Raw genomic sequence first — 21,966 nt, 5'->3', positions numbered from 1 at the left:
GATCAGGCGTCCTGATAGGCTTCGATGGGCGGGCAGGCGCAGACCAGGTTGCGGTCGCCGAACACGTTGTCGATGCGACCCACGGGCGGCCAGTACTTGCCATCGATCAGGCTGCGGGTCGGGTAGACCGCCTGTTCACGGCTGTACGGATGCGTCCATTCACCCACCAGTTCGGCGGCGGTGTGCGGGGCATTCTTCAGCGGGTTGTCGTCGGCGTTCAGCTGGCCGCGCTCGACCGCGCGAATTTCCTCGCGGATGGCGATCATGGCGTCGCAGAAACGATCCAGCTCCTGCTTGGACTCGCTCTCGGTCGGCTCGATCATCAGCGTACCAGCCACCGGGAAGGACATGGTCGGAGCATGGAAGCCGAAGTCGATCAGGCGCTTGGCCACGTCGTCGACGCTGATGCCGCTGCTGTCCTTCAGCGGGCGCAGGTCGAGGATGCACTCGTGGGCCACCAGGCCGCCTTCGCCGCTGTACAGTACCGGGTAGTGCTCTTCCAGGCGGCGAGCGATGTAGTTGGCGTTGAGGATCGCCATCTGCGACGCCAGGCGCAGGCCGGTACCGCCCATCATGCGGATGTACATCCAGGTGATCGGCAGGATGCTGGCGCTGCCGAACGGCGCGGCGCTGACTGCACCTTCCTTGCGGGCCATGCGGCCATGGCCGGGCAGGAACGGCGCCAGGTGGGCCTTCACGCCGATCGGGCCGACGCCGGGGCCGCCGCCACCGTGGGGAATGCAGAAGGTCTTGTGCAGGTTCAGGTGCGAAACGTCGCCGCCGAATTTGCCCGGTGCGCAGAGGCCGACCATGGCGTTCATGTTGGCGCCGTCGATGTACACCTGGCCGCCGTTGTCGTGGACGATGGCGCAGATCTCGCGGATGCCTTCCTCGAACACGCCGTGGGTGGACGGGTAGGTGATCATGATCGCGGCCAACTGATCACGATGCTGCTCGGCCTTGGCGCGCAGATCCTCGATGTCGACGTTGCCGCGGGCGTCGCAGGCCGTCACCACCACGCGCATGCCGGCCATGTGGGCGGTGGCCGGGTTGGTGCCGTGGGCCGATTGCGGGATCAGGCAGATGTCGCGCTTGTCGTCGCCGCGGCTGTGGTGATAGGCGCGAATCGCCAGCAAACCGGCGTATTCACCCTGGGAGCCGGCGTTGGGCTGCAGCGACACGGCGTCGTAGCCGGTGGCGGCGCAGAGCATGGCTTCCAGTTCGTCGGTCAGTTGCTGATAACCGGCGCTCTGCTCGGCGGGGGCGAAGGGGTGCAGGTTGCCGAACTCGGCCCAGGTGACGGGGATCATCTCGCTGGCTGCGTTCAACTTCATGGTGCAGGAGCCCAGCGGAATCATGCTGCGATCCAGCGCCAGGTCCTTGTCGGCGAGCTTGCGCAGGTAGCGCATCAGCTCGGTTTCCGAGTGGTAGCGATTGAACACCGGGTGCTCGAGAATCGCCGACTGACGCAGTTGCCCGGCGGGCAGGCCGTTGTCGGCCTGAGTAGCCAACGCAGCGAAGTCCGGCGTCGGCTTACCGTCTGCGAGCAGCGACCAGAGTTGCTCGATATCCGCCTGGGTAGTGGTTTCGTCGAACGACAGGCCGAGGCGTTCGGCATCCACTTCACGCAGGTTGATGCCGGCGGCGCGGGCTTTGCTGTGCAGCGCTGCGGTCTGCGCGCCGGTACGCAAGGTGACGGTATCGAAAAACGCCTGCTGTTCGACAGCAAGGCCGAAGCTCTGCACGCCGCGGGCGAAAATCACGGTCAGCTGGTGGACGCGCTGGGCAATTCGCGTCAACCCCTGTGGGCCGTGGTACACGGCGTACATGGCGGCGATATTGGCGAGCAGCACCTGGGCGGTGCAGATGTTGCTGGTGGCCTTCTCGCGACGGATGTGCTGTTCGCGGGTCTGCATGGCCAGGCGCAGGGCCGGGTTGCCGAAGCGGTCTACCGACATGCCGACCAGGCGACCCGGCATGTCGCGCTTGAACGCATCACGGGTGGCGAAGTAGGCCGCATGGGGCCCACCGAAGCCCAGTGGCACGCCGAAGCGCTGGGCGCTGCCCAAGGCCACGTCGGCGTCAAACTCGCCCGGTGCCTGCAGCAGGGTCAGGGCCAGCAAGTCGGCGGCAACCGCCACCAGCGCATTGGCCGCGTGGAAGCGCTCGACCACTTCGCGGTAATCGAAGATGTCGCCATTGCTCGCCGGGTATTGCAGCAGGGCGCCGAAGAAGGCGCTGGCATCGTCAATGGCCGCTTCGTCGCCGACCACCACCTCGATGCCCAATGGCTCTGCACGGGTGCGCAGCACGTCGAGGGTCTGCGGGTGGCAATGCTGGGAGGCGAAGAAGGCGTTGGCGGCCTTGTTCTTCGACAGGCGCTTGCAGAAGGTCATGGCCTCGGCGGCGGCGGTGCCTTCGTCGAGCAGCGAAGCGTTGGCGATCGGCAGGCCGGTGAGGTCGCTGATCAGGGTCTGGAAGTTGAGCAGCGACTCCAGGCGGCCCTGGGATATTTCCGGCTGGTAAGGCGTGTAGGCGGTGTACCAGGCCGGGTTTTCCAGCAGGTTGCGCAGGATTGGCGAGGGCGTGTGGGTGGCGTAGTAACCCTGGCCAATGTAGTTGCGAAACAGCTTGTTCTTGGCGGCGATGGCCTTGATGGCGGCCAGGGCATCGGCTTCGCTCTGGCCGTCGCCGGCTGGCAGTACGCTGGTGCCCTTGATGCTGCCCGGAATGACGCTGGCGGTCAGTGCTTCCAGGTCGCTGTAACCCAGGGTTTCCAGCATCGCGGCGGTGTCTTGATCGCGGGGGCCGATATGGCGGGCGATGAATTCGTTGCGGGTGTTCAGATCAGTCATGGCTTTCTCTCAAGCGTCGGCTTTGGCGTTGAGCAGGCGCTCGTAGGCGTCCTGGTCGAGCAGGCCGGCCAGGGCGCTGGCATCGGCCGGGCGGAAGCGGAAGAACCAGCCCTGGCCCAACGGCTCGGCGTTGACCAGCTCGGGGCTGGCCTCGAGATCCGGGTTCACTTCGACCACTTCACCATCGAGTGGCATGCCGATGTTGCTGGCAGCCTTCACGGACTCCAGCACCGCCACCTCGGCACCGACGGCATAGGCCCGCAGCTCGGGCAGCTGCACGAACACCACATCGCCCAGTGCATCTTGAGCGTAGGCGGTGATCCCTACGGTGACCAGGCCATCGGCCTCCTGGCGCAGCCATTCGTGCTCGACGGTGAAACGCAATTCGCTCATGGGGGCTCCCTCATTGGCCGTAGTGCCCATCTGGGTGGGCGTGATTATCGGGAGCCAACTTGCAAACTCGATGCCATATAAAAATATCCAATAAAATCAATAATTTAATCTAAGTTAAGATTAAGATTCCTCGGGTTTGTATTGATTTCGATACGGATATTGCGTGCCGAGGGCGCTAATGCCTAGCGGGCCCCCATGTGTCGCCTTCGGCTACGAGTGTGTCGTATTGGATACGGTGTATTTAAATCAATACGGATGACCGAGGCCAGCAAGCGGCCTCAATGAAGGGCCGGCTGTGCGCTGGATTGGCGCAGGCGCTCACCGAGTTTCAAACGAAGTGCAGGGTCTTCGCACAACAGCAGGGCGCGCTGTATGTCGAAGCGCTCGGCATGGGAGCACTCCAGATGCCCGTATAGATCGGCCCTGGCGAGGTGGTCATTGACGTTGGGCGGCGCCAGTTGCAGCACGCGTTCGGCGTCCTTCAGTGCGCTCAGGTAATCCTCGGCCTGGGCGTGCAGGTGACGAAGATTGCGCGACAAGCGCACGATCATGCTGCGGGCGTCGCAGCTCAGCATGTGTTCGGCGCTCAATTGCGCATGGGGGCCAAGGTAGCGCACCAGCAGTTCTCGGCAATCGCGGGTATAAAGACGCCGCCCGCCGCAGGGGTCGAGCAGGTGATCGGCGCCAGGCACGCGCAGTAGAAAGTAGCCGGGAAAGCTGACGCCCTGCAGCGGAATTTGCAGCCGACGTGCCAGCTCCAGGGCGATCAGCGCGATGCTCAGCGGCTGGCCGCGGCGTCGCTGCAGCACCTTGTGCAGCAGCGCGGCTTGCGGGCGCAACGGGCTGTCGTCATCGTCATGAAAATGCAGATCACTGAGGTGCCGCAACAAGGGTTGCGCCAATTCCTGGGGCGGGAAGTTGGGCAGGCGGGCACTGACCTGATGCCTGAGGTTCTCAAGCTCGTGCATGACCTGCTCGGGCTGTACCGAGAAGTCGTGCTCGGCAGCGACCCAGAGCGCGGCTTCGAACAGCGCCGGCTGTTCGCCGTTCAGACAGGCAAGGCAGTGATCGCGCGCGTTCATGGTCACCTCCCGGAGGATGAGCCTGTTGTAACTGCGCGCGCGTCGGCCGTCCAGCCCGAAAGAGCGAAGAGATATTAATGGGCGTGCGGGGCGGTCACTCCGCTTCAGCCTGGGTGCTCAGTTCGCCGAGGGCATCGGGCTGGTTCTTGAACGCCTTGGCGAATACATCGCGATTTCTGGCCATGTAGATACCCAGCTCCTCGCCCTGATCCTCGCTGAGCGACGGTACCGCGTTGCGCAATACATCGCTGAGCAGTTCGGCCAGCTCCAGCATCTTGTCATGACGATCTGCTTCGGCCTTATCCATAAACAAACGCTCCGGGTCGCGACTGCTGCGGTACACCACTTCGACGGCCATTCATCACCTCTACGCCTTCGCTGATAATCAAAAATACTGTTCATGCATACAGTTTCGGCAAGCATAATCAACTGTGCTGCGTTTGAACAGCGTAAACCTGAGATGCCGACCGTGCGCGACATCCGGTCGCGATCACCCGGGTCCATGTGCCTTGTCCGCCTCGGCAGGCTTCTGTATGCCATCGCAGCCGGCTTGCTGGTCTCGTTCCTGCATGGGAATGTCATGCGGGCGCGTCATGATCACGGCGCCAGGCTGCATCAATCGGAAAGGGGAATGCCATGAAGTGGGTGGACGATAGCCGCAAGCGGATGCACAGGGGCGCGAATTCGATCGGTAATCTGTTCGTCGAAGGTTTTCATTATCTGGGGCTGTTCGCCATCGGCGCGGCGACCGCCTGGGCGTCGGTCGCCGCGTTTATCGGCATGGTGGAAAAGGGCAGTGCCAGCGTGGATGACATCCTGCTGCTGTTCATCTACCTGGAGCTGGGAGCGATGGTCGGCATCTATTTCAAGACCAACCACCTGCCGATCCGCTTTTTGCTATACATCGCCATCACTGCGCTGACCCGCTACCTGATTGGCGACGTATCCCACCACAAGGCGCCGGACATCGGCCTGCTGTACCTGTGCGGCGGCATCTTCTTCCTGGCGCTGTCGGTGCTGGCAGTGCGTTTCGCGTCCTACAGGTTCCCGTCCAGCAAGGCCATCGATTCCACCGGCGAGGTGGTGGGCGACAACTATTCCGAGCGTTAAGGGTGGTAGGGCCTGTTAACACTGCCGCGCAAGCCGCGTTACTGCGAAAAATCTTGCCAGGCTAGGCGGAGGACGCAGGGAATGGTTGTTCCCTTGCCAAGTCCTCCAACAACGCATGGCGAGATTTCTCGCGCAACCCGAAGGGCCGGGCCCGTTTTGCCGCAATGCGGCGTTTCTCGCCGGCTCATTTAGCCCGCTAAACTTCGCGGCTCGTGCCTTGCCTTGCGGCAAAACGGGCTCCGGCGCGGTCGTGCGGAAGTGTTAACAGGCCCTAATCAGCCAGTGGCGCGAACAGCGCCTGCAGGTCGTCTTCACTGAGCTGCCAGCTGCTCTGGCTGCCGCCTTCTTCGAGCAGGCCGTGGGCCAGGTTGGCCTTGGCCTGCTGCAAGTGCTGGATCTTTTCTTCCACGCTGCCGCGGGCGATCAGCTTGTAGACGAACACCGGCTTGTCCTGGCCGATGCGATAGGCGCGATCGCTGGCCTGGGCCTCGGCTGCCGGGTTCCACCAGGGGTCGAAGTGGATCACGGTATCGGCGGCGGTCAGGTTCAGGCCTGCGCCACCGGCCTTGAGGCTGATCAGGAAGACCGGAAACTGTCCGGCCTGGAACTGTTCCACGGGCGTGCGCCGGTCACGGGTGCTGCCGGTCAGTTTGGCGTAGCCGATGTTGCGCGTCTGCAGCTCGCTTTCTATCAGTGCCAGCATCGAGGTGAACTGGGAGAACAGCAGCACGCGGCGGCCTTCGCCGATCAGTGCTTCGAGCATGTCCAGGAGGCTGCTGAGCTTGCCGGAGTCGCTGCTGGTCAGTTCGGCTGGTGCCTCGTCGAGCAGGCGCAGGTCGCAGCACACCTGGCGCAGGCGCAGCAGCGCCTCGAGGATCACGATCTGGCTGCGGGCCAAGCCTTGGCGGGTGATCTCCTCGCGCACCTTGCGATCCATGGCCAGGCGCAAGATCTCGTAGCGGTCGCGCTGGGCGGGCGTCAGTTCCACCCACTGGGTGATTTCGGTCTTGGGCGGCAGCTCGCGGGCGACCTGTTCCTTCTTGCGGCGCAACACGAACGGTTTGATCCGCCCGCGCAGGTGCGCCAGACGCTGCTCGCTGCCGTGCTTCTCGATGGGAGTGCGATAGTCGCGGGTGAAGCGCTTGGCGTCACCGAGCCAGCCCGGCATCAGGAAGTTGAACAGCGACCACAGCTCGCCCAGGTTGTTTTCCAGCGGCGTGCCGCTCAGGCACAGGCGTTGTCGGGCGTTGATCTGGCCGGCGGCGAGGGCGGCCTTGCTGCGCGGATTCTTGATGCTCTGGGCCTCATCGAGAATCAGCAGGTGGAAGCGTTGGGCGATGAGCGTCTTGAGGTCGCGCGGCAGCAGCGCATAGGTGGTGAGCACTATATCGTGCTCGGCGATCAGCTTGAACTGGCTACGCCGTTTGCTGCCGTGCAGGGCCAGCACCTTGAGGGTCGGCGCGAAACGCGCGGCCTCGTCCTGCCAATTGGGGATCAGGCTGGTGGGCATGACGATCAGCGCCGGCTGCTGCAGGCGACCGTTCTGCTTCTCCAGGAGAATGTGCGCCAAGGTCTGCAAGGTCTTGCCCAGGCCCATGTCGTCGGCCAGCACGCCGCCAACCTCCAGCTCCCGCAGCGCCTGCATCCAGCCCAGCCCCTGAAGTTGATAGGGGCGCAGCTGCGCGGCCAGGTCGTCGGGCGCGCTCACCGCCTGTTGGCTGGTGTGCTGCAGGCGCCTGGCGAACTCGCGCAGCTCGATACCGCCGTGCCAGATCAGCGCCGGCCCCTGCTGCAGGGCATTCAGGCGCGCGGCATCGGCACGCGCCAGGCGTACGCGCGTGCCAATCTCGTCGGCATTGCTGATGAACAGCTCGCCCAGTGCGGCCAGCAAGGGTTTCAGGCGTGCGTAGGGCAGGGCCACGCGGCGCTGGCTGTGGGGCAGGCTGACCAGCAGCAATTCTTCGTCCTGGCGCTGCGCCAGGACGTCACCGGAAAGCAGCCAGGGCGAGCGGCGGATGGCCTGCAGCAACACCGGCAGCAGGCTGATGCGCTGGCCTTCCACCTCGATGCCCAGCTCCAGATCGAACCAGCCCTGTTCGGGCAGCTCGTCGACATCGGCGTACCAGTCGTCGATCTCGGCCAGGTTGTACTGGAAGTCGGGCTGGATCTCGACGCGCCAGCCTTCGGCGCGTAGCGCCGGTACCTGCTGCTGCATGAAACTCAGCCAGGCAGCATCGCCCTGCAGTTCGAAGTGCTCGCCAGGGTGCTGGGCCAGGGCTTCGCTCTGCCTCAGGGCGATGCGCAGGCCGGCGGCTTCCAGGCGACGCCGTAGCTCGGCTTCCCTGGCCGTGTCGCGGGTGATGCGCAACTGGCGATTGGGCCCCAGGCGTACCAGCAGATCCTTGGCCGTTTTACCCACCGCGCTGTGGCCCTGGTAGTCGAAGGCCAGGGCGGCACGGTGCTGGGTCTGTTCCAGCATGCGTCCCTTGCGCGCATCGAAATGCACGCGCACGTGGCTGCCCAGGGTCAGGATCGGCTGCGGCTGCACGTCGTCCAGCACGGTTTCGTCCACCGGTTTTTCGGTGACGATCAAGGTACCCAGGTCATCGCCAGCACGCTGCCGTGCCTCGAGGGTGAGCAGGGCGGCCACCACATGCTTGCAATTGAAGCCTACCGGGCAGCTGCAATGGCCGGTCACGCTCCAGCCCTTGCCGTAGGCGTGCAGGGTAATGCGCTGCTGGTAAGGGCGCTCGCCGCTGCCCAGGCAACTGGCGAGCAGGCTGTGACCCTTGAGGCTCAGCAGACGGCTCAACCCACGGGTGGCGTAGTCCTGGCCGCGGCGCAGCGCGCCTTCGTCGAAGTCGCCGCGCCAGTCGGCCTGCTGCAGGTGCAGGATGTCAGGCATCGGGCGGGCTCTCTGGCATCAGGGCGAGGTTTGGCATGGCTGTTGGAAAACGATGGCAAGCCGCCGATGGTCTCACAGCTCGCCCTTGAATGGCAGCACCGCGACCGCTCAGGCGCGTTCGGCTGGCGTCTCGGTCTTGATGGCACCGCGAATGTTCATCGCCCCCAGGCACAGTTGCAGCACGATCAGCGCGTAGGCGTGGCTGTAGAGGCCCCAGGCGATCCACAGCAGGTTGCTGGCCATAAATACCCAGAAGCCCAGGTTACGGCGGCGGCGCTGCTTGGAAGCGACCAGCCAGGCGGCGATGACGGTGATCAGCATGGCTGGCCATTGCAGCCAGTCGAGGTACTCCATAAGGTATCCGGAAACTGGAAATGACTGAGTAGCGACCGGCATCCTGGTGCGGACGTTCGACCTTTCAGACCGGATTGCTTTCGCGCTGCGCCTTGTCGGCATACATCTCGGTGTCGGCCATGCGCAGCAGTTCGCTGGCGGTACTGCCGTCCTCCGGCGCGATGGCGATACCGATGCTGATGCCCACCTGCAAACTCTGCCCACTGAAGGCGATAGGCTCGCTCAGCTCGTCCTCGATGCGCTGGCCCAGGCGAATGGCCGCAGCCCTGTCGAGACCGGGCAGTAGGGCGGCGAATTCGTCGCCGCCCAGGCGCGCCGGCATGTCGATACTGCGCAACAGGCCGCGCAGTCGACGGGCGCTCACCTTGAGTACCTCGTCGCCGGCAGCATGGCCGTAGCGATCGTTGATCTGCTTGAAGTGGTCCAGATCGATCATCATCAATGCCAGCGGCGCCGAACGGCTCTTGGCCAAGGCGCTGGCGACGCTGTGGTCGAACACGCGACGGTTCGGCAGTTCGGTCAGCGGGTCCTGGTGGGCCAGGGTGTTGAGCGGTCGCAGCAGATGCCGGCCGATCAGTACCACCACCAGCGCCGACAGCCCCAGGCTGGCCAGCAGCAGATAGCGCTGGAAGCGTTCGATGCGCTCGTAAGCGGCCATGTTCTGGCTCAGCGACTTGCCGGCGATCAGTAGCACTTCGCTGGCCTCCTGGGCGTTGAAGTTGCTCAGCGCCACCGAATGCATCAGGTATTCGTCGCGCTCGTCCTGCAGCGTCCATTCGGCACCGTCGACCAACGCCGCCGGGTTGCCCAGCAAGCGCTCGAAGCTGCTGCTCAAGGTATTGCCGTGCAATTGCCAGGCGCCATTCTGGCCCCGGGACAGGAACACGAAATCGGTGTCGGTGACTTGCTTGAGGGCTTCGGCGAGTTCGTCATCGATGGCGAAACCGAGCGTCAGCTCGGCCTGGGGCGTGGGCATGCTCACCACGCTGTGGATGAGCTGATAGAGCACGCCGCTCTGGCTGCGCAGCAGGCTGACCGGCTGGGCGTCGGGTCTGGCGGACTGCGCGGCCGCCTTGAGCAGCGGCGCGATATCGGCTTGCTGCAGCTCCCGCGGTACGCTGGCGATCAACTGCCGGTCGAGGGTGTTGAGCAGCGCGATGTCGGCCTTCAGCCGCTTACCGTGATTGCCCAGCATGGATTCGATGGTCGAGCGCTCGCCCGTGGCGATGGCCTCCTTGAGGCCGTAGTCGGCGGCCAGCACCGCAGCGCCCTGGGCCAGTTGCCGCTGGCGCAGTTCGAGCAGTTCGTCGACCACCTGAGTGGTGGTCTGCAGGCTGCTGCTGATGGTTTCCTCGACGATGCTGCGGTTGGTGCGGGTACTGACCAGGTAGATCACCACCTGCACGCTCAGCAACGCCACGAGCAGCACCACGATGATGCGTCGCTCCTGGGTCTTGATGTGCCGGCTGCTTCTCATCGAGGTTCCAAATCGTTCTCTGTCATCGAGTGTAGAGCAGCGATCGGCCGGCAAGTGCCAGCCGATCAGGGCGTGCGCTTGAAGATGCGCTCCGAGAACAGCAATTGGGCGAGTAGCGGATAGGCGAGGTAATGCAGGATGAAGATCACTATGCCCATGGGGCTGGGCTCGTCCTGCAGGGTCATCATGGTCAGCAGCCCGGCGTACAGCAGCGCCAGCATGCCGCCGTACAGCCACACCAGGCGGCGTCGCTCACCACGCGTGGGCGGGCGGCGTTGCTGCCAGGCGAACAGCAACGCCATCAGCGCCGCGATGCTGGCAGCGATCACCAGGGTGGCCAGCACGCCGCCGAGTTTGACGAAGCTGCGCAGCAGTACGTTGAGTAGCACCGCCGCCGCCACACCGAAGAGGGCATAGCGCAGCATGGCGACAGGCTGATGGGAAGGCGACATGGCGACAGGGCTCGGCGATGGCGATGGCGATGAAGCTTGGAGTCTCGCCCGTGACGTCAGGTTCTACAAACGGCGATCCAGGCCGAAGCGGCGGCTCAGCACGCGGTCGAGCAAGGCGCCGGGCAACAGCGCCGAAAGCAGCGGCAAGGCCCGGCTGCCGTTGCCCAGGCGCAGCACCCGCGGGCGCTTGGGGCTGGCTACGGCGGCAAATACGTTGCGTGCGACGTGGCTGGCAGGGGTCGGGTTATCCTGGGAGGCGATGGCGCGGGCGCGGATGCCGTCGCGCACCGGCCACCATGGTGAATGCTCGCCAATCAATTGCTCGGCCTGGCGGCTGGCGTGGGTGCCGAAGCTGGATTCGATGGCGCCCGGCTGCACTTCCATCACGCCGACGCCGAATGGCGCAAGTTCCAGGCGCAGGGCGTCGCTGACGGCGTGTACCGCGGCCTTGGAGGCACAGTAAGCGCCCGCGAACGGAGTTGCCAGCACGGCCGATACGCTGCCGATATTGATCACCAGGCCCTTGTTCTGGCGCAGCAGCGGAAACAGCGCACGGGTCACGTTGACCAGGGAGAACACGTTGGTCTCGAACTGCTTGCGCATCGCCGTGGCGCCGCCATCGAGCAGCGGGCCCATGGCGCCGTAACCGGCATTGTTGATCAGCACATCGAGCCCGCCGCAGCGTTCCTTGAGCGTGGCGGCCAGTTGCTCGACCGCGGCAGCGTCATTCACGTCCAGTTGCACGGCATGAAAACCGGCTTCGCTCAGGCGTGCCACGTCTTCGCTTTTGCGGGCGCTTGCCCAGACCTGATAACCCTGCTGCGCGAAGGTGTCGGCCAATGCCCGGCCGATGCCACTGGAGCAGCCGGTGATCAGAACCGTAGGGTGGCTCATGGATAATCCTTGTGATTGTTGTTGTGTGGATCGTGAAACAGCGCCTAGCGACTGAAGGTGCCTTGCAGTTGTTCGGCACGGAATTCCAGGGTGCTGGCGCGATAGCCGCTACGCAGGGTAGGCAGCGGCAGGCAGGTTTGCCAATCGGCACCGGGCAACAATTCGCCGGGGCCGCTGTAGCGCGGTGCCTCGTACAGGCGCTGCGCCAGATTGACGCTGTCGCCCGGCCGATAGGCGGTGATCTGCCAGCGCAGCTCCTGCAGGGCAGCCTCGCTGCCATTGTGCAGGTGCAGGCTCAGCGGGCGATCGGCTGGGCAGCTCTGCGGGGCATGGGTGATGCGCAATTCCAGATGAGCAAGGTCGCGGTTCTCGCGGCTTTCCTGCCACAGCACCCAGCTCGTCACCAGGCCCAGCCCGGCCAGTGCGGCCAGGGAAATGGGCAGGGCCTTGGCCGGGTAGCGGATCAGCAGGATAAACCAGCTGAGAACCAGAATCGCGCCAAAAATCATGACTGGACCTTGAATGTCGAGTGTCCGCCAATCCTACACAAGGCCGACGGCCTCGGCACCCGCTCAGGGATTGGCGAATGTTTCGCAAGGGCCCGTTTCTCGCCGCGACGCGGCTCGCGCCGAAGCGCCTGAGCCCTTACTCAGGCGCGTGATCGCGCAGGAACACCAGTTTGTCGGCGCTCGAGTCCTTTGCCGAGAAGCGGTAGCCCTGGTCGTCGAAGTCCTTGAGGTGCTGCGGGTCCGTCACCCGCTCGCGGATCACGTGGCGGGCCATCAGGCCGCGGGCCTTCTTGGCGTAGAAGCTGATGATCTTGTACTGGCCGTTCTTCAGGTCCTTGAATTCGGTGTCGATGATTCGCGCCTTCAGCACCTTGCGCTTGACCGCCCCGAAATATTCGTTGGACGCCAGGTTGAGCAGCACATCGTCGCCCTGGGCGGCCAGCGCCTGGTTCAGCCACTCGCTGATGTGCTCGCCCCAGAATGCGTAGAGATCCTTGCCGCGGGCGTTGGCCAGCTTGGTACCCATCTCCAGGCGGTAGGGCATCATCAGGTCCAGCGGGCGCAGCAGCCCGTACAGGCCGGAGAGCATGCGCAGGTGCTGCTGGGCGAAATCGAAGTCGGCCTCGGTGAAGCTTTCCGCGTCCAGCCCGGTGTACACGTCGCCCTTGAAGGCCAGCAGCGCCTGCTTGGCGTTCTGCGTGTCGAATACCGGAGTCCAGCTACCGAAACGTGCAGCGTTCAGTCCGGCCAGCTTGTCGGACAGGTGCATCAGTTCGGCGATCTGCGCAGGTGTGAAGTCGCGCAGCTGGGCGACCAGCTCCCGGGAGTGATCGAGGAATTCGGGTTGGGTGAAGCGCGAAGTCACCGGTGCGCTTTCGTAGTCCAGGGTCTTGGCAGGTGAAATCACCATCAGCATGAGTCGTCTCCTTCGGCGGAGCAGCGATTCTAGCCGATTCGGCAGGGCCCGCGTGTTACACGGCAGGGGGCTGGACTCATGACTCTAGTGCCCGGCGAGCGCCGCTGCCAAGGTCATTCGTCCAACCGAAAAATAAAAATAAAAAAACTGAAAAGATCATTTGCCTGTCACATTTTTTGGAGTATCAACGAACTGTGGTTTGCGACGAACCGGGCATGATGACCGGCACGCGCAGACCACGCTTTGAAAGACCGCCGAACCCTGCAGACAGGTGGCGGCCCTCGGCCCTCACCCGTTTGCGGCGCTCCTGATCGGGAGTCGGTGGTCCTGTGTGGCGGAGCGCCGTCCTGGCATTCCGTCGCTGGATCCGACAAGAGGTGACGAGTATGGATGACCACGGACGCATCAAGCCCACCGCCCCAACCTTGTACGCCCTCGACACCAATGTCCTGATTCACGATCCCAACGCGCTGCTCAATTTCCAGGAACACCACGTCGCCATCCCGATGACGGTGCTCGAGGAACTCGACAAGCTGAAAACCGGCAAGCAGGGCGTCGCCGCCGAATGCCGGCAAGCGATCCGCCTGATCGACAAGATTCTCGGTGGCGCCACCCCCGAGGAGGTCGAGCACGGGGTGCCGATCCAGCGGGACAAGAGCGGCCCTTGCGGTTTTCTGTCGATTCTCATGAGCAAGAGTGCGGCGCCGGTCACCTGGCTACCGGAAGACCTCAACGACAACAAGATCATCAACCAACTGGTGGAATTGAAGTCGCGACGCCCGGGCATGTCCGTGGTGCTGGTGACCAAGGACATCAACATGCGCCTGAAGGCGCGTGGTTGCGGGCTGGATTCCGAGGACTATCACACCGACCAACTGGTCGACGACGTCTCGCTGCTTTCCAAGGGTTACCACGACGTCAACGGTGCCTTCTGGGACCGCGTCGCCAAGGTCGATACCCGCCAGGGCCATGGGCGCACCTGGCACCGCGTGCAGCTCAGCGAAGACTTGCCGGCGGTCAACGTCAACGAATTCATCATCGACGAGCAGGGCTTCGTTGGTTGGGTCAAGGAGGTCGAAGGCAACGAGCTGCTGATTCTCGATCTGCACCAGGAGCCGCTGCTGCATCAGGAGGCCTGGGGGCTCAAACCAAGGGACATCCACCAGGCGCTGGCGCTCTACGCGCTGCTCGACCCGGACATCCATCTGGTCAACCTGACTGGCGCCGCCGGCTCGGGCAAGACCATCCTGGCGCTGGCCGCGGCCATCGAGCAAACCATGGTCAGCAAGCGCTACCGGCGCATCATCGCCACCCGCAGTGTGCAGGGCCTGGATCAGGAAATCGGCTTTCTGCCCGGCACCGAGGCCGAGAAGATGGAGCCCTGGCTGGGCGCCATCACCGACAACCTCGAAGCCCTGCACATGGATGACGAGAACACCCACGGCAGCGTCGACTACATCCTGCAGAAGGTGCCGTTGCAGTTCAAATCCCTGAACTACATTCGTGGGCGCAGCTTCCAGCAGAGCCTGATCCTGATCGACGAATGCCAGAACCTCACCCCGCACCAGATGAAGACCATCATCACCCGTGCCGGCAATGGCTCCAAGGTGATCTGCCTGGGCAACCTGGCGCAGATCGATACCCCTTATCTTTCGGCGCCCAGCTCGGGGCTGACCTACCTCACCGAGCGCTTCAAGGGCTTCGAGCACGGTGTGCACATCACCCTGCAGGGCGTGCCGCGCTCGATCCTCGCCGAGTACGCCGAAAGCCACATGTAACCCATCGCCACGGAGCCGCCTGGCGGCTCCAGGCATGCATTGCGGCGCCCATGGTTTGCAGGGGGCGGTGCGGGGCCTACAATCCCCAGGTTTTCTACTTGGAGATTGCCCGTGCTGACCCATCTCGACTCCCAGGGGCGCGCCAATATGGTCGACGTCAGCGACAAGGCGCAGACCGTGCGCGAAGCCGTGGCCGAGGCCCGGGTACGCATGCTGCCCACCACGTTGCAGATGATCGTCGACGGTGAGCACCCCAAAGGCGACGTCTTCGCCGTGGCGCGTATCGCCGGCATCCAGGCTGCGAAAAAGACCTCCGATCTGATTCCGTTGTGTCATCCGCTGATGCTCACCAGCGCCAAGGTCGAGCTTCAGGCTGATGGCGACGACGCCGTGCTGATCCGCGCGCGCTGCAAACTCACCGGCCAGACCGGCGTGGAGATGGAAGCGCTGACCGCCGCCAGTGTCGCGGCGCTGACCATTTATGACATGTGCAAGGCGGTGGATCGCGGCATGGTCATCGAGCAGGTGCGCCTGCTGGAAAAGCTCGGTGGTAAGAGCGGCCACTTCCTGGCCGGCGAGGACGAGCGATGATCCGCGTGCAGTACTTCGCCCGTTATCGCGAAACCCTGGGCCTGGATGCCGAGGAGCTGCCGGGCGATTTCGCGACCCTCGATGAACTGCGCCTTCGCCTGCTGGCCCGCGGCGGCGCCTGGGAGGTGCTCGCCGAGCGCGGCCTGATGTGCGCCCGCAACGAAGAGCTCTGCGCGTTGAGTGAGCCGCTGGTCGACGGTGATGCGGTGGCGTTCTTCCCCACGGTCACCGGAGGCTGAGATGGCAGTTCGCGTCCAGCAGGCCGTTTTCGATCCCGGCTCTGAAACCAACGCCGTGCATGCCGCCAACACCGGCGTCGGCGCCGTGGCGTGCTTCGTCGGCTACGTGCGTGATTTCAATGACGGCCAGGACGTGGCCGGCATGTTTCTCGAGCATTTCCCGGGCATGACCGAAAAGGCCCTGGCAGGCATCGAGAGTCAGGCTCGCGAGCGCTGGCCATTGCTGGGCGTCGAGGTGATTCACCGCGTCGGGCGGCTGGAGCCGGGCGAGCCGATCGTCTTCGTCGGCGTGGCCAGCGCCCACCGCCAGGCAGCCTTTCAGGCCTGCGAGTTCATCATGGACTACCTGAAAACCCGCGCGCCGTTCTGGAAGAAGGAAGACACCGCCAGCGGCCCGCGCTGGGTCGAGGGCCGGGAAAGCGACCAGGCGTCCGCCAGGCGCTGGCAAGCCGATAGCTGAAAAGCCTATCAGCCGAACTCGATGAATACCTTGAAGAACAGCGGGGCGAACATCGACAGCGCGCCCAGCCCGGTCAGCCAGATGCCCCATTCCTGTTCGCGGTTGTTGAAGCCGATGCCCAGCAGCAGAAAGCCGCTGATCAGCAGCACGATCATGATGTGGAAAGCGTCCATGGCGAAGCCTCCTCGCAAGTGTCGCGTGCCATGAGCTGCGCCGCTGCCCTGGTTGCGGAGCAGCGGTGGCCTACACCTTCAGCGTAGTCCAGTGGTGGGGCGTCGGGGCTGATCCAGGGCAATTCGCGGGATCAATAATGGCCTCGCGGGAAGCCATTCGGATAACGGCGAAAGCACTGCACGTCGGCCGGTCTGCCGATTTTGGTCGCGGTCGCGGCCGGGCGTGATTAAAATCGCCGCCTGAATTCTCCTGCTACCCAAGGATCCTGTTATGCCCCGTATCGGAACCCCCCTGTCGCCCAGCGCGACCCGTGTGTTGCTGTGTGGCTCGGGCGAGCTCGGCAAGGAAGTGGTCATCGAGCTGCAGCGCCTCGGTGTGGAAGTGATCGCCGTGGATCGCTATGCCAACGCACCGGCCATGCAGGTGGCGCATCGCAGCCATGTGATCAACATGCTCGACGGCGCGGCGCTGCGTGCCGTGATCGAGCAGGAGAAGCCGCACTACATCGTGCCGGAGATCGAAGCGATCGCCACCGCCACGCTGGTCGAGCTGGAAAACCAAGGCTACACCGTGATTCCCAGCGCTCGCGCCGCGCAGCTGACCATGAACCGGGAAGGCATCCGTCGCCTGGCCGCCGAAGAACTCGGCCTGCCGACCTCGCCCTACCAGTTCGCCGATTCCTTCGAAGAGTTCCAGGCGGCCGTGGGCGCCATTGGCTTCCCGTGCGTGGTCAAGCCGATCATGAGTTCGTCGGGCAAGGGCCAGTCGGTGCTCAAGGGCGCCGACGACGTACAGAAAGCCTGGGACTACGCCCAAGCGGGTGGCCGTGCCGGCAAGGGCCGGGTGATCGTCGAGGGCTTCATCGACTTCGACTACGAAATCACCCTGCTGACCGTACGCCACGTCGGTGGCACCACCTTCTGTGCGCCGGTTGGCCATCGCCAGGAGAAGGGCGATTATCAGGAGTCCTGGCAGCCCCAGGCGATGAGCGAGGCCGCCCGCGCCGAGGCCGAGCGTATCGCCCTGGCCGTTACCGGCTCGCTCGGTGGTCGCGGCCTGTTCGGCGTCGAGTTGTTCGTCAAGGGTGATCAGGTGTGGTTCTGCGAAATCTCGCCGCGCCCGCACGACACCGGCCTGGTGACCCTGATCTCTCAGGATCTGTCCGAATTCGCCCTGCATGCCCGCGCCATTCTCGGCTTGCCGATCCCGGCGATCCGCCAGTTCGGCCCGTCTGCCTCGGCAGTGATTCTGGTCGAGGGCGAGTCCAGTCAGGTCAGCTTCGGCAGCCTCGGCGCCGCGCTCACCGAGCCGGACACCGCCCTGCGTCTGTTCGGCAAGCCGCAAGTCAGCGGTCAGCGCCGCATGGGTGTTGCACTGGCCCGCGACGAGTCGCTGGAAGCAGCCCGCGCCAAGGCGCTGCGGTCGGCACAGGCGGTCAAGGTCGAGCTGTAACGCTTCGATTCAACGGCCGCAGATTGGCCGGCCTTCGGCGCCGCATCTGTGGGAGCGGGCCATGCCCGCGACTTTTCGCGCGCATGGCCCGCTCCCACAGTGGATAGGCGGGCGGCTGCTTTTGCCTTCTTCCCGTCGCGCCGTGAGGAGTGCGAACTATTGGTTACGGGCGCCCGTGAATCGCTTCTTGGCACCAGCCGCATCTTGTCGCTGGTCATGCTTCAGTGCTGCTGGGCCTCCCAGGCCCGCACTTCCAACACCCGGCTACCGCTGGCCTGGACGATTTCCAACCGGTAGCGGCCTACCTGCAAACAAACCGCGCAGTCTGGAATGTTCTCCAGCACTTCGGTCACCAGGCCGTTGACCGTCTTCGGCCCGTCGACCGGTAACTGCCAGCCCAGTGCCCGGTTCACCTCACGCAGATAGGCGCTGCCCTGGATCGACCAGGTGCCGTCGCCCATTGCGTGAAACTCACGAGGGTGCGCTGTTTCCACGGAACTCAGGTCGCCGACGATCTCTTCGAGGATGTCTTCCAAGGTGACGATGCCCATGGCCTCGCCATACTCGTCGACCACTACGGCCGTGCGGTACCTGTGCTGTTGGAAGGTCACCAGCTGGTTCGCCAGCGTGGTGCCTTGCGGTACGAAGTACGCCGCATCGCACGCTTGCAGTACCGCCGCTTCGTCCAGCTCGCTGTGACCCGCCAGGCGGCGCATGTGCAGGATGCCCTCGGTCTGGTTGAGGCCGTTGCGGTACACCGGCAGGCGGGTGTGCGAGGCGGCGCGTACCTGTTCGAGCAGCGGCGTGCTGCCGAGCAGGTCGATACCGTTGATTTCGTGGCGCGGAATCATCACGTCCTCGACGCTGACCTTGTCCAGCTCAAGCACGCCCACCAGCATGGCGCGTCGTTCGGCGGGCAGCGGCAGGTCATCGGCTTGCAGCGCGTCGCGCAGCTCGGTGAGGTTGGGCGCAGCAGCGGGCTCGGTGCTCTGGTCGGCCTTGCCGATGCGTCGGCGCAGCCCCTGGCCGATGGTCATCAGCAGTCGGGTAAGCGGAGACAGCGCCAGGCTGACCAGCGTCAGCGGCGCGCTGGCCGGATAGGCGAACAGCGGCGGCGGCAGGATGGCCAGCAGGCGACCGAACGGATGGGCCAGCATCAGCACGGCCAGCGTGAGGATGAACGGCGATGGTGCCAGGTCGCCGGGCGCGCCGTGGCGCAAGGCCAACAAGGTGGCGGCCACCGAGGCGGCCATGGTGCTGCAGATGGTGCCGATGCGCAGGGTGGCCGATAGCCGCTGTGGCTGGTCGAGCAGGGCGATCAGCCGGGCGGCGGCGCGGTGGCCCTGGCGTGCCCGGTAGCGCAGCCGGTAGCGGTTGAGGCCGAACAGCACGGTGCGCGCGCAGATGAAGAAGGTCGCGCAGCCCAGCAGGGTCAGTAGCAGGGCCAGCTGGAAAAGTGGCGAGGGCGTGTCCACGGCTCAGATATGCAGGATGAATTCACGAACCAGCTTGCTGCCGAAAAAGGCCAGCATCAGCAGGCAGAACCCGGCCAGCGTCCAGCGGATCGCCTTGTGGCCACGCCAGCCGAGCTGGTGGCGGCCCCACAGCAGCACGGCGAACACTACCCAGGCGAAGCACGACAGGATGGTCTTGTGCACCAGGTGCTGGGTGAACAGATTGTCGATGAACACCGCGCCGGACAACAGCGACAGCGAGAGCAGCGCCCAGCCGCTCCACAGAAAGCCGAACAGCAGGCTTTCCATGGTCTGCAACGGTGGGAAGTTGCGGATCAGCCCGGAGGGGTGCTTGTGCTTGAGCTGGTGATCCTGCACCAGCAGGAGCAGCGACTGGAACATGGCGATGGTCAGCATGCCGTAGGCGGCGATCGACAGCAGAATATGGGCGAGAATGCCGGGGCCTTCCTCTATCGGCTGGCTGGTGCCGCTGGGCATGAACTGCGCGCACAGCACCGTCAGCCCGCCGAGCGGAAACAGGAACAGCAGCAGGTTGTGCACCGGCATGCGCTGGCAGGCCAGCAGGATCAGCGCGATTACCGTGAAGGCAATCAGGCTGGCGGTGTTGAAGAAGTCCAGGTTCAGCCCGGTGCTGCCACGCATCTGCATGAACAGGCTGCCGCCGTGGAACAGTAGAGCGATGCAGCCTGCCAGCAGCAACACCGGTTGGCTGGGCGTGCTGCGGCGGGCCAGATGCAGGCCTTGATAGCTGGCGGCGCCAAGATAAAGGATGGCGGCGGCGAGACTGGGCAACAGAGGGTGCATAGATCCTGGATACACGGGCTCAAAGGCGCTGAGTGTGGCACACAACCGTTGTCGCAAAAAGACTGCAAGTGCTATCCGCTCTCACTAGGGTCTGTTGACGGTTCACGCGCGGCCGCGCCGGCGCCCGTTTTTTCGCGAGGCAAGGGCCGCGCCCGCTCCCTGCGGGCTTGCGGCATTTCCCACATCCATGTGGGTCACACCGCCGCGAAGTTTAGCTGGCTAAATGAGCCGGCGAGAAACGCTGCATCGCGAAAAAACGGGCCCGGCCCTGCGGGTTGCGCGAGAAATCTCGCCATGCGTCGTTGGAGGACTTGGCAAGGGAAGACGCGGACGGCTAGTCCATTCCCTGCGTCCTCCGCCTAGCGGATCGCCGCCCGGCCTGGCGAGATTTCTCGCGGCAACGCGGCTCGCGATGAGCCGTCAACAGACCCTGGGTCGCAGCGACGCCGACAAAGAAGCCTCGAAAGCGTCGCGGTCTTCGTTATAATCCGCGGTTTGCTGCCAGCCCATCCCGGCCAGACGGCCCGAAAGGAACGCGCATGTTCGAAAACTTAACCGATCGCCTCTCGCAGACTCTGCGCAGCGTCACTGGCAAGGCCAAGCTGACCGAGGACAACATCAAGGACACCCTGCGCGAAGTGCGCATGGCGTTGCTCGAGGCCGACGTGGCGCTGCCCGTGGTCAAGGATTTCGTCGCCCGCGTCAAGGAACGCGCGGTCGGCACCGAGGTGTCCAAGAGCCTGACCCCGGGCCAGGCGTTCGTGAAGATCGTGCGTCTGGAGCTGGAAAGCCTCATGGGCGCCGCCAACGAAGACCTCGACCTGAGCACCACGCCGCCGGCGGTGGTGTTGATGGCCGGTCTGCAGGGCGCCGGTAAGACCACCACCGTGGGCAAGCTGGCGCGCCTGCTCAAGGAGCACAAGAAGAAGAGCGTGATGGTGGTGTCCGCGGACGTCTACCGTCCCGCGGCGATCAAGCAGCTGGAAACCCTGGCGAGCGACATCGGCGTGACCTTCTTCCCGTCCGATATCACCCAGAAGCCGGTGGCTATCGCCGAAGCGGCGATCCGCGAAGCCAGGCTCAAGTACATCGACGTGGTGCTGGTGGATACCGCCGGCCGACTGGCCGTCGATGCCGAGATGATGGCCGAGATCCAGGCGCTGCACGCTGCGGTGAAGCCGGTGGAGACCCTGTTCGTGGTCGACGCCATGACCGGTCAGGACGCCGCCAACACCGCCAAGGCCTTCAACGATGCGCTGCCGCTCACCGGCGTGGTGCTCACCAAGGTCGACGGTGACGCCCGTGGCGGTGCTGCGCTGTCGGTGCGCGCCATCACCGGCAAGCCGATCAAGTTCATCGGCATGGGCGAGAAGAGCGAAGCGCTCGAGCCGTTCCACCCCGAGCGTATCGCCTCGCGTATCCTCGGCATGGGCGACGTGCTCAGCCTGATCGAGCAGGCCGAACAGACTCTCGATCGCGAGAAGGCCGAGAAGCTCACCAAGAAGCTCAAGAAGGGCAAGGGTTTCGACCTCGAGGACTTCCGCGACCAGCTCGTGCAGATGAAGAGCATGGGTGGTCTTGGCGGCCTGATGGACAAGCTGCCGCAGATGGGCGGCGTCAATCTGTCGCAAATGGGCGGCGCTCAGGGGGCTGCGGAGAAGCAGTTCAAGCAGATGGAGGCGATCATCAACTCGATGACGCCCGCCGAGCGCCGCGACCCCGACGTCATCAGCGGCTCGCGCAAGCGCCGTATCGCCATGGGTTCCGGTACCCAGGTGCAGGACATCGGCCGGTTGATCAAGCAGCACAAGCAGATGCAGAAGATGATGAAGAAATTCAGTGCCAAAGGCGGTATGGCCAAGATGATGCGTGGCATGGGCAACATGATGCCGGGCGGCGGCATGCCGAAGTTCTGATGGCTCTGGCAGGCCGCCTGGCGGGCTGTGGAAAAAGAGATTTGCAAACAGCCGCATAATCCTTAGAATATGCGGCCTTTCGGGCCTAGGCCCATTTTTGATGTGTGCCTCAAGTTAGCACCGACTACAG

Annotated in this window: 21 protein-coding genes; 7 read left to right on the top strand and 14 right to left on the bottom strand. The window is 64.4% G+C overall.

Annotated features, from left to right (window positions below; genetic code table 11):
- Nucleotides 1-2 precede the first annotated feature (2 nt).
- The 4 genes from gcvP to BVH03_RS19040 all read right to left on the bottom strand — a co-directional run bounded on the left by gcvP (nucleotide 3) and on the right by BVH03_RS19040 (nucleotide 4,688).
- Complete coding sequence (gene gcvP, locus BVH03_RS19055; RefSeq protein WP_075962649.1) at nucleotides 3-2,855, bottom strand: aminomethyl-transferring glycine dehydrogenase; 2,853 nt, start codon at nucleotides 2,853-2,855, stop codon at nucleotides 3-5.
- Between the two features lie 9 nt (nucleotides 2,856-2,864).
- Nucleotides 2,865-3,248: a glycine cleavage system protein GcvH gene (gene gcvH / locus BVH03_RS19050; RefSeq protein ID WP_075962648.1), complete on the bottom strand. Its 384-nt coding sequence runs from the start codon at nucleotides 3,246-3,248 to the stop codon at nucleotides 2,865-2,867.
- Nucleotides 3,249-3,526: 278 nt separating this feature from the next.
- Entirely contained in the window at nucleotides 3,527-4,330 is an 804-nt protein-coding gene (locus tag BVH03_RS19045) for a SirB1 family protein (RefSeq protein WP_075962647.1), read from the bottom strand.
- Between the two features lie 94 nt (nucleotides 4,331-4,424).
- Entirely contained in the window at nucleotides 4,425-4,688 is a 264-nt protein-coding gene (locus tag BVH03_RS19040) for a YebG family protein (RefSeq protein WP_075962646.1), read from the bottom strand.
- A gap of 278 nt (nucleotides 4,689-4,966) precedes the next feature.
- Here BVH03_RS19040 and BVH03_RS19035 point away from each other — a divergent pair, with 278 nt between their 5' ends.
- Nucleotides 4,967-5,440, top strand: a complete 474-nt coding sequence (locus tag BVH03_RS19035) for a phosphate-starvation-inducible protein PsiE (RefSeq protein WP_075962645.1) — start codon at nucleotides 4,967-4,969, stop codon at nucleotides 5,438-5,440.
- Between the two features lie 271 nt (nucleotides 5,441-5,711).
- Here the strand turns inward: BVH03_RS19035 and BVH03_RS19030 are convergent, their stop codons facing one another.
- The 7 genes from BVH03_RS19030 to yaaA all read right to left on the bottom strand — a co-directional run bounded on the left by BVH03_RS19030 (nucleotide 5,712) and on the right by yaaA (nucleotide 12,947).
- Nucleotides 5,712-8,345 carry a DEAD/DEAH box helicase gene (locus BVH03_RS19030; protein ID WP_075962644.1) on the bottom strand — a complete coding sequence of 878 codons (2,634 nt, stop codon included), beginning with the start codon at nucleotides 8,343-8,345 and terminating at the stop codon, nucleotides 5,712-5,714.
- Nucleotides 8,346-8,453: 108 nt separating this feature from the next.
- Complete coding sequence (locus tag BVH03_RS19025) at nucleotides 8,454-8,699, bottom strand: hypothetical protein (RefSeq protein WP_075962643.1); 246 nt, start codon at nucleotides 8,697-8,699, stop codon at nucleotides 8,454-8,456.
- 64 nt (nucleotides 8,700-8,763) lie between these two features.
- Complete coding sequence (locus tag BVH03_RS19020) at nucleotides 8,764-10,176, bottom strand: diguanylate cyclase (protein WP_075962642.1); 1,413 nt, start codon at nucleotides 10,174-10,176, stop codon at nucleotides 8,764-8,766.
- 65 nt (nucleotides 10,177-10,241) lie between these two features.
- Entirely contained in the window at nucleotides 10,242-10,628 is a 387-nt protein-coding gene (locus tag BVH03_RS19015) for an ABZJ_00895 family protein (protein ID WP_075962641.1), read from the bottom strand.
- Nucleotides 10,629-10,691: 63 nt separating this feature from the next.
- Nucleotides 10,692-11,522, bottom strand: coding sequence for an SDR family oxidoreductase (locus BVH03_RS19010; RefSeq protein WP_075962640.1), 831 nt, complete (start codon nucleotides 11,520-11,522; stop codon nucleotides 10,692-10,694).
- A 44-nt stretch (nucleotides 11,523-11,566) separates the two neighbouring features.
- Entirely contained in the window at nucleotides 11,567-12,031 is a 465-nt protein-coding gene (locus tag BVH03_RS19005; protein WP_075962639.1) for a multidrug transporter, read from the bottom strand.
- A 136-nt stretch (nucleotides 12,032-12,167) separates the two neighbouring features.
- Complete coding sequence (gene yaaA / locus BVH03_RS19000; protein ID WP_075962638.1) at nucleotides 12,168-12,947, bottom strand: peroxide stress protein YaaA; 780 nt, start codon at nucleotides 12,945-12,947, stop codon at nucleotides 12,168-12,170.
- A gap of 386 nt (nucleotides 12,948-13,333) precedes the next feature.
- Between yaaA and BVH03_RS18995 the strand changes: the two genes are divergently transcribed.
- The 4 genes from BVH03_RS18995 (at nucleotide 13,334) to moaE (ending at nucleotide 16,015) form a co-directional block, all read left to right on the top strand.
- Nucleotides 13,334-14,725 carry a PhoH family protein gene (locus tag BVH03_RS18995; protein ID WP_075962637.1) on the top strand — a complete coding sequence of 464 codons (1,392 nt, stop codon included), beginning with the start codon at nucleotides 13,334-13,336 and terminating at the stop codon, nucleotides 14,723-14,725.
- 111 nt (nucleotides 14,726-14,836) lie between these two features.
- Nucleotides 14,837-15,316 (top strand): cyclic pyranopterin monophosphate synthase MoaC, encoded by a 480-nt coding sequence (gene moaC, locus BVH03_RS18990; RefSeq protein ID WP_075962636.1) that lies wholly within the window; start codon nucleotides 14,837-14,839, stop codon nucleotides 15,314-15,316.
- On the top strand, nucleotides 15,313-15,555 hold the full coding sequence (locus BVH03_RS18985) for a MoaD/ThiS family protein (RefSeq protein WP_075962635.1): 243 nt from the start codon (nucleotides 15,313-15,315) through the stop codon (nucleotides 15,553-15,555). The genes moaC and BVH03_RS18985 overlap by 4 nt, the downstream gene beginning before the upstream one ends.
- A gap of 1 nt (nucleotide 15,556) precedes the next feature.
- Nucleotides 15,557-16,015: a molybdopterin synthase catalytic subunit MoaE gene (gene moaE, locus BVH03_RS18980; protein WP_075962634.1), complete on the top strand. Its 459-nt coding sequence runs from the start codon at nucleotides 15,557-15,559 to the stop codon at nucleotides 16,013-16,015.
- Between the two features lie 8 nt (nucleotides 16,016-16,023).
- Here moaE and BVH03_RS26465 read toward each other — a convergent pair whose 3' ends face one another.
- Nucleotides 16,024-16,188, bottom strand: coding sequence for a hypothetical protein (locus BVH03_RS26465; RefSeq protein ID WP_013790147.1), 165 nt, complete (start codon nucleotides 16,186-16,188; stop codon nucleotides 16,024-16,026).
- A 271-nt stretch (nucleotides 16,189-16,459) separates the two neighbouring features.
- On the opposite strand from BVH03_RS26465, the gene purT reads away from it, so the two are divergent.
- On the top strand, nucleotides 16,460-17,641 hold the full coding sequence (gene purT, locus BVH03_RS18975; RefSeq protein WP_075962633.1) for a formate-dependent phosphoribosylglycinamide formyltransferase: 1,182 nt from the start codon (nucleotides 16,460-16,462) through the stop codon (nucleotides 17,639-17,641).
- 221 nt (nucleotides 17,642-17,862) lie between these two features.
- Here purT and BVH03_RS18970 read toward each other — a convergent pair whose 3' ends face one another.
- Nucleotides 17,863-19,116, bottom strand: a complete 1,254-nt coding sequence (locus BVH03_RS18970) for a CNNM domain-containing protein (RefSeq protein WP_075962632.1) — start codon at nucleotides 19,114-19,116, stop codon at nucleotides 17,863-17,865.
- Between the two features lie 3 nt (nucleotides 19,117-19,119).
- Entirely contained in the window at nucleotides 19,120-19,920 is an 801-nt protein-coding gene (locus tag BVH03_RS18965) for an inner membrane protein YpjD (protein ID WP_075962631.1), read from the bottom strand.
- A gap of 539 nt (nucleotides 19,921-20,459) precedes the next feature.
- Here BVH03_RS18965 and ffh point away from each other — a divergent pair.
- Complete coding sequence (gene ffh, locus BVH03_RS18960) at nucleotides 20,460-21,836, top strand: signal recognition particle protein (protein ID WP_075962630.1); 1,377 nt, start codon at nucleotides 20,460-20,462, stop codon at nucleotides 21,834-21,836.
- The last annotated feature ends 130 nt before the right edge of the window (nucleotides 21,837-21,966 follow it).

Origin of the sequence: Pseudomonas sp. PA15(2017), assembly GCF_001945395.1 — a bacterium.
Taxonomy (GTDB): domain Bacteria; phylum Pseudomonadota; class Gammaproteobacteria; order Pseudomonadales; family Pseudomonadaceae; genus Aquipseudomonas.
The sequence above is the reverse complement of the archived record's forward strand: the minus strand, read 5'-3'. Positions and strand labels throughout refer to the sequence as shown.

What these genes read in the sequence shown, in the direction of transcription:
- BVH03_RS18985 (WP_075962635.1), top strand. Translation starts at nt 15,313, where the DNA reads ATGATCCGCGTGCAGTACTTCGCCCGTTATCGCGAAACCCTGGGCCTG.
- BVH03_RS19015 (WP_075962641.1), bottom strand. Translation starts at nt 10,628, where the DNA reads ATGTCGCCTTCCCATCAGCCTGTCGCCATGCTGCGCTATGCCCTCTTC.
- BVH03_RS18965 (WP_075962631.1), bottom strand. Translation starts at nt 19,920, where the DNA reads ATGCACCCTCTGTTGCCCAGTCTCGCCGCCGCCATCCTTTATCTTGGC.
- BVH03_RS19030 (WP_075962644.1), bottom strand. Translation starts at nt 8,345, where the DNA reads ATGCCTGACATCCTGCACCTGCAGCAGGCCGACTGGCGCGGCGACTTC.
- moaE (WP_075962634.1), top strand. Translation starts at nt 15,557, where the DNA reads ATGGCAGTTCGCGTCCAGCAGGCCGTTTTCGATCCCGGCTCTGAAACC.
- gcvP (WP_075962649.1), bottom strand. Translation starts at nt 2,855, where the DNA reads ATGACTGATCTGAACACCCGCAACGAATTCATCGCCCGCCATATCGGC.
- BVH03_RS19035 (WP_075962645.1), top strand. Translation starts at nt 4,967, where the DNA reads ATGAAGTGGGTGGACGATAGCCGCAAGCGGATGCACAGGGGCGCGAAT.
- BVH03_RS19045 (WP_075962647.1), bottom strand. Translation starts at nt 4,330, where the DNA reads ATGAACGCGCGCGATCACTGCCTTGCCTGTCTGAACGGCGAACAGCCG.
- BVH03_RS26465 (WP_013790147.1), bottom strand. Translation starts at nt 16,188, where the DNA reads ATGGACGCTTTCCACATCATGATCGTGCTGCTGATCAGCGGCTTTCTG.
- BVH03_RS19010 (WP_075962640.1), bottom strand. Translation starts at nt 11,522, where the DNA reads ATGAGCCACCCTACGGTTCTGATCACCGGCTGCTCCAGTGGCATCGGC.
- BVH03_RS19040 (WP_075962646.1), bottom strand. Translation starts at nt 4,688, where the DNA reads ATGGCCGTCGAAGTGGTGTACCGCAGCAGTCGCGACCCGGAGCGTTTG.
- yaaA (WP_075962638.1), bottom strand. Translation starts at nt 12,947, where the DNA reads ATGCTGATGGTGATTTCACCTGCCAAGACCCTGGACTACGAAAGCGCA.
- BVH03_RS19025 (WP_075962643.1), bottom strand. Translation starts at nt 8,699, where the DNA reads ATGGAGTACCTCGACTGGCTGCAATGGCCAGCCATGCTGATCACCGTC.
- gcvH (WP_075962648.1), bottom strand. Translation starts at nt 3,248, where the DNA reads ATGAGCGAATTGCGTTTCACCGTCGAGCACGAATGGCTGCGCCAGGAG.
- ffh (WP_075962630.1), top strand. Translation starts at nt 20,460, where the DNA reads ATGTTCGAAAACTTAACCGATCGCCTCTCGCAGACTCTGCGCAGCGTC.
- purT (WP_075962633.1), top strand. Translation starts at nt 16,460, where the DNA reads ATGCCCCGTATCGGAACCCCCCTGTCGCCCAGCGCGACCCGTGTGTTG.
- BVH03_RS18995 (WP_075962637.1), top strand. Translation starts at nt 13,334, where the DNA reads ATGGATGACCACGGACGCATCAAGCCCACCGCCCCAACCTTGTACGCC.
- BVH03_RS19005 (WP_075962639.1), bottom strand. Translation starts at nt 12,031, where the DNA reads ATGATTTTTGGCGCGATTCTGGTTCTCAGCTGGTTTATCCTGCTGATC.
- BVH03_RS19020 (WP_075962642.1), bottom strand. Translation starts at nt 10,176, where the DNA reads ATGAGAAGCAGCCGGCACATCAAGACCCAGGAGCGACGCATCATCGTG.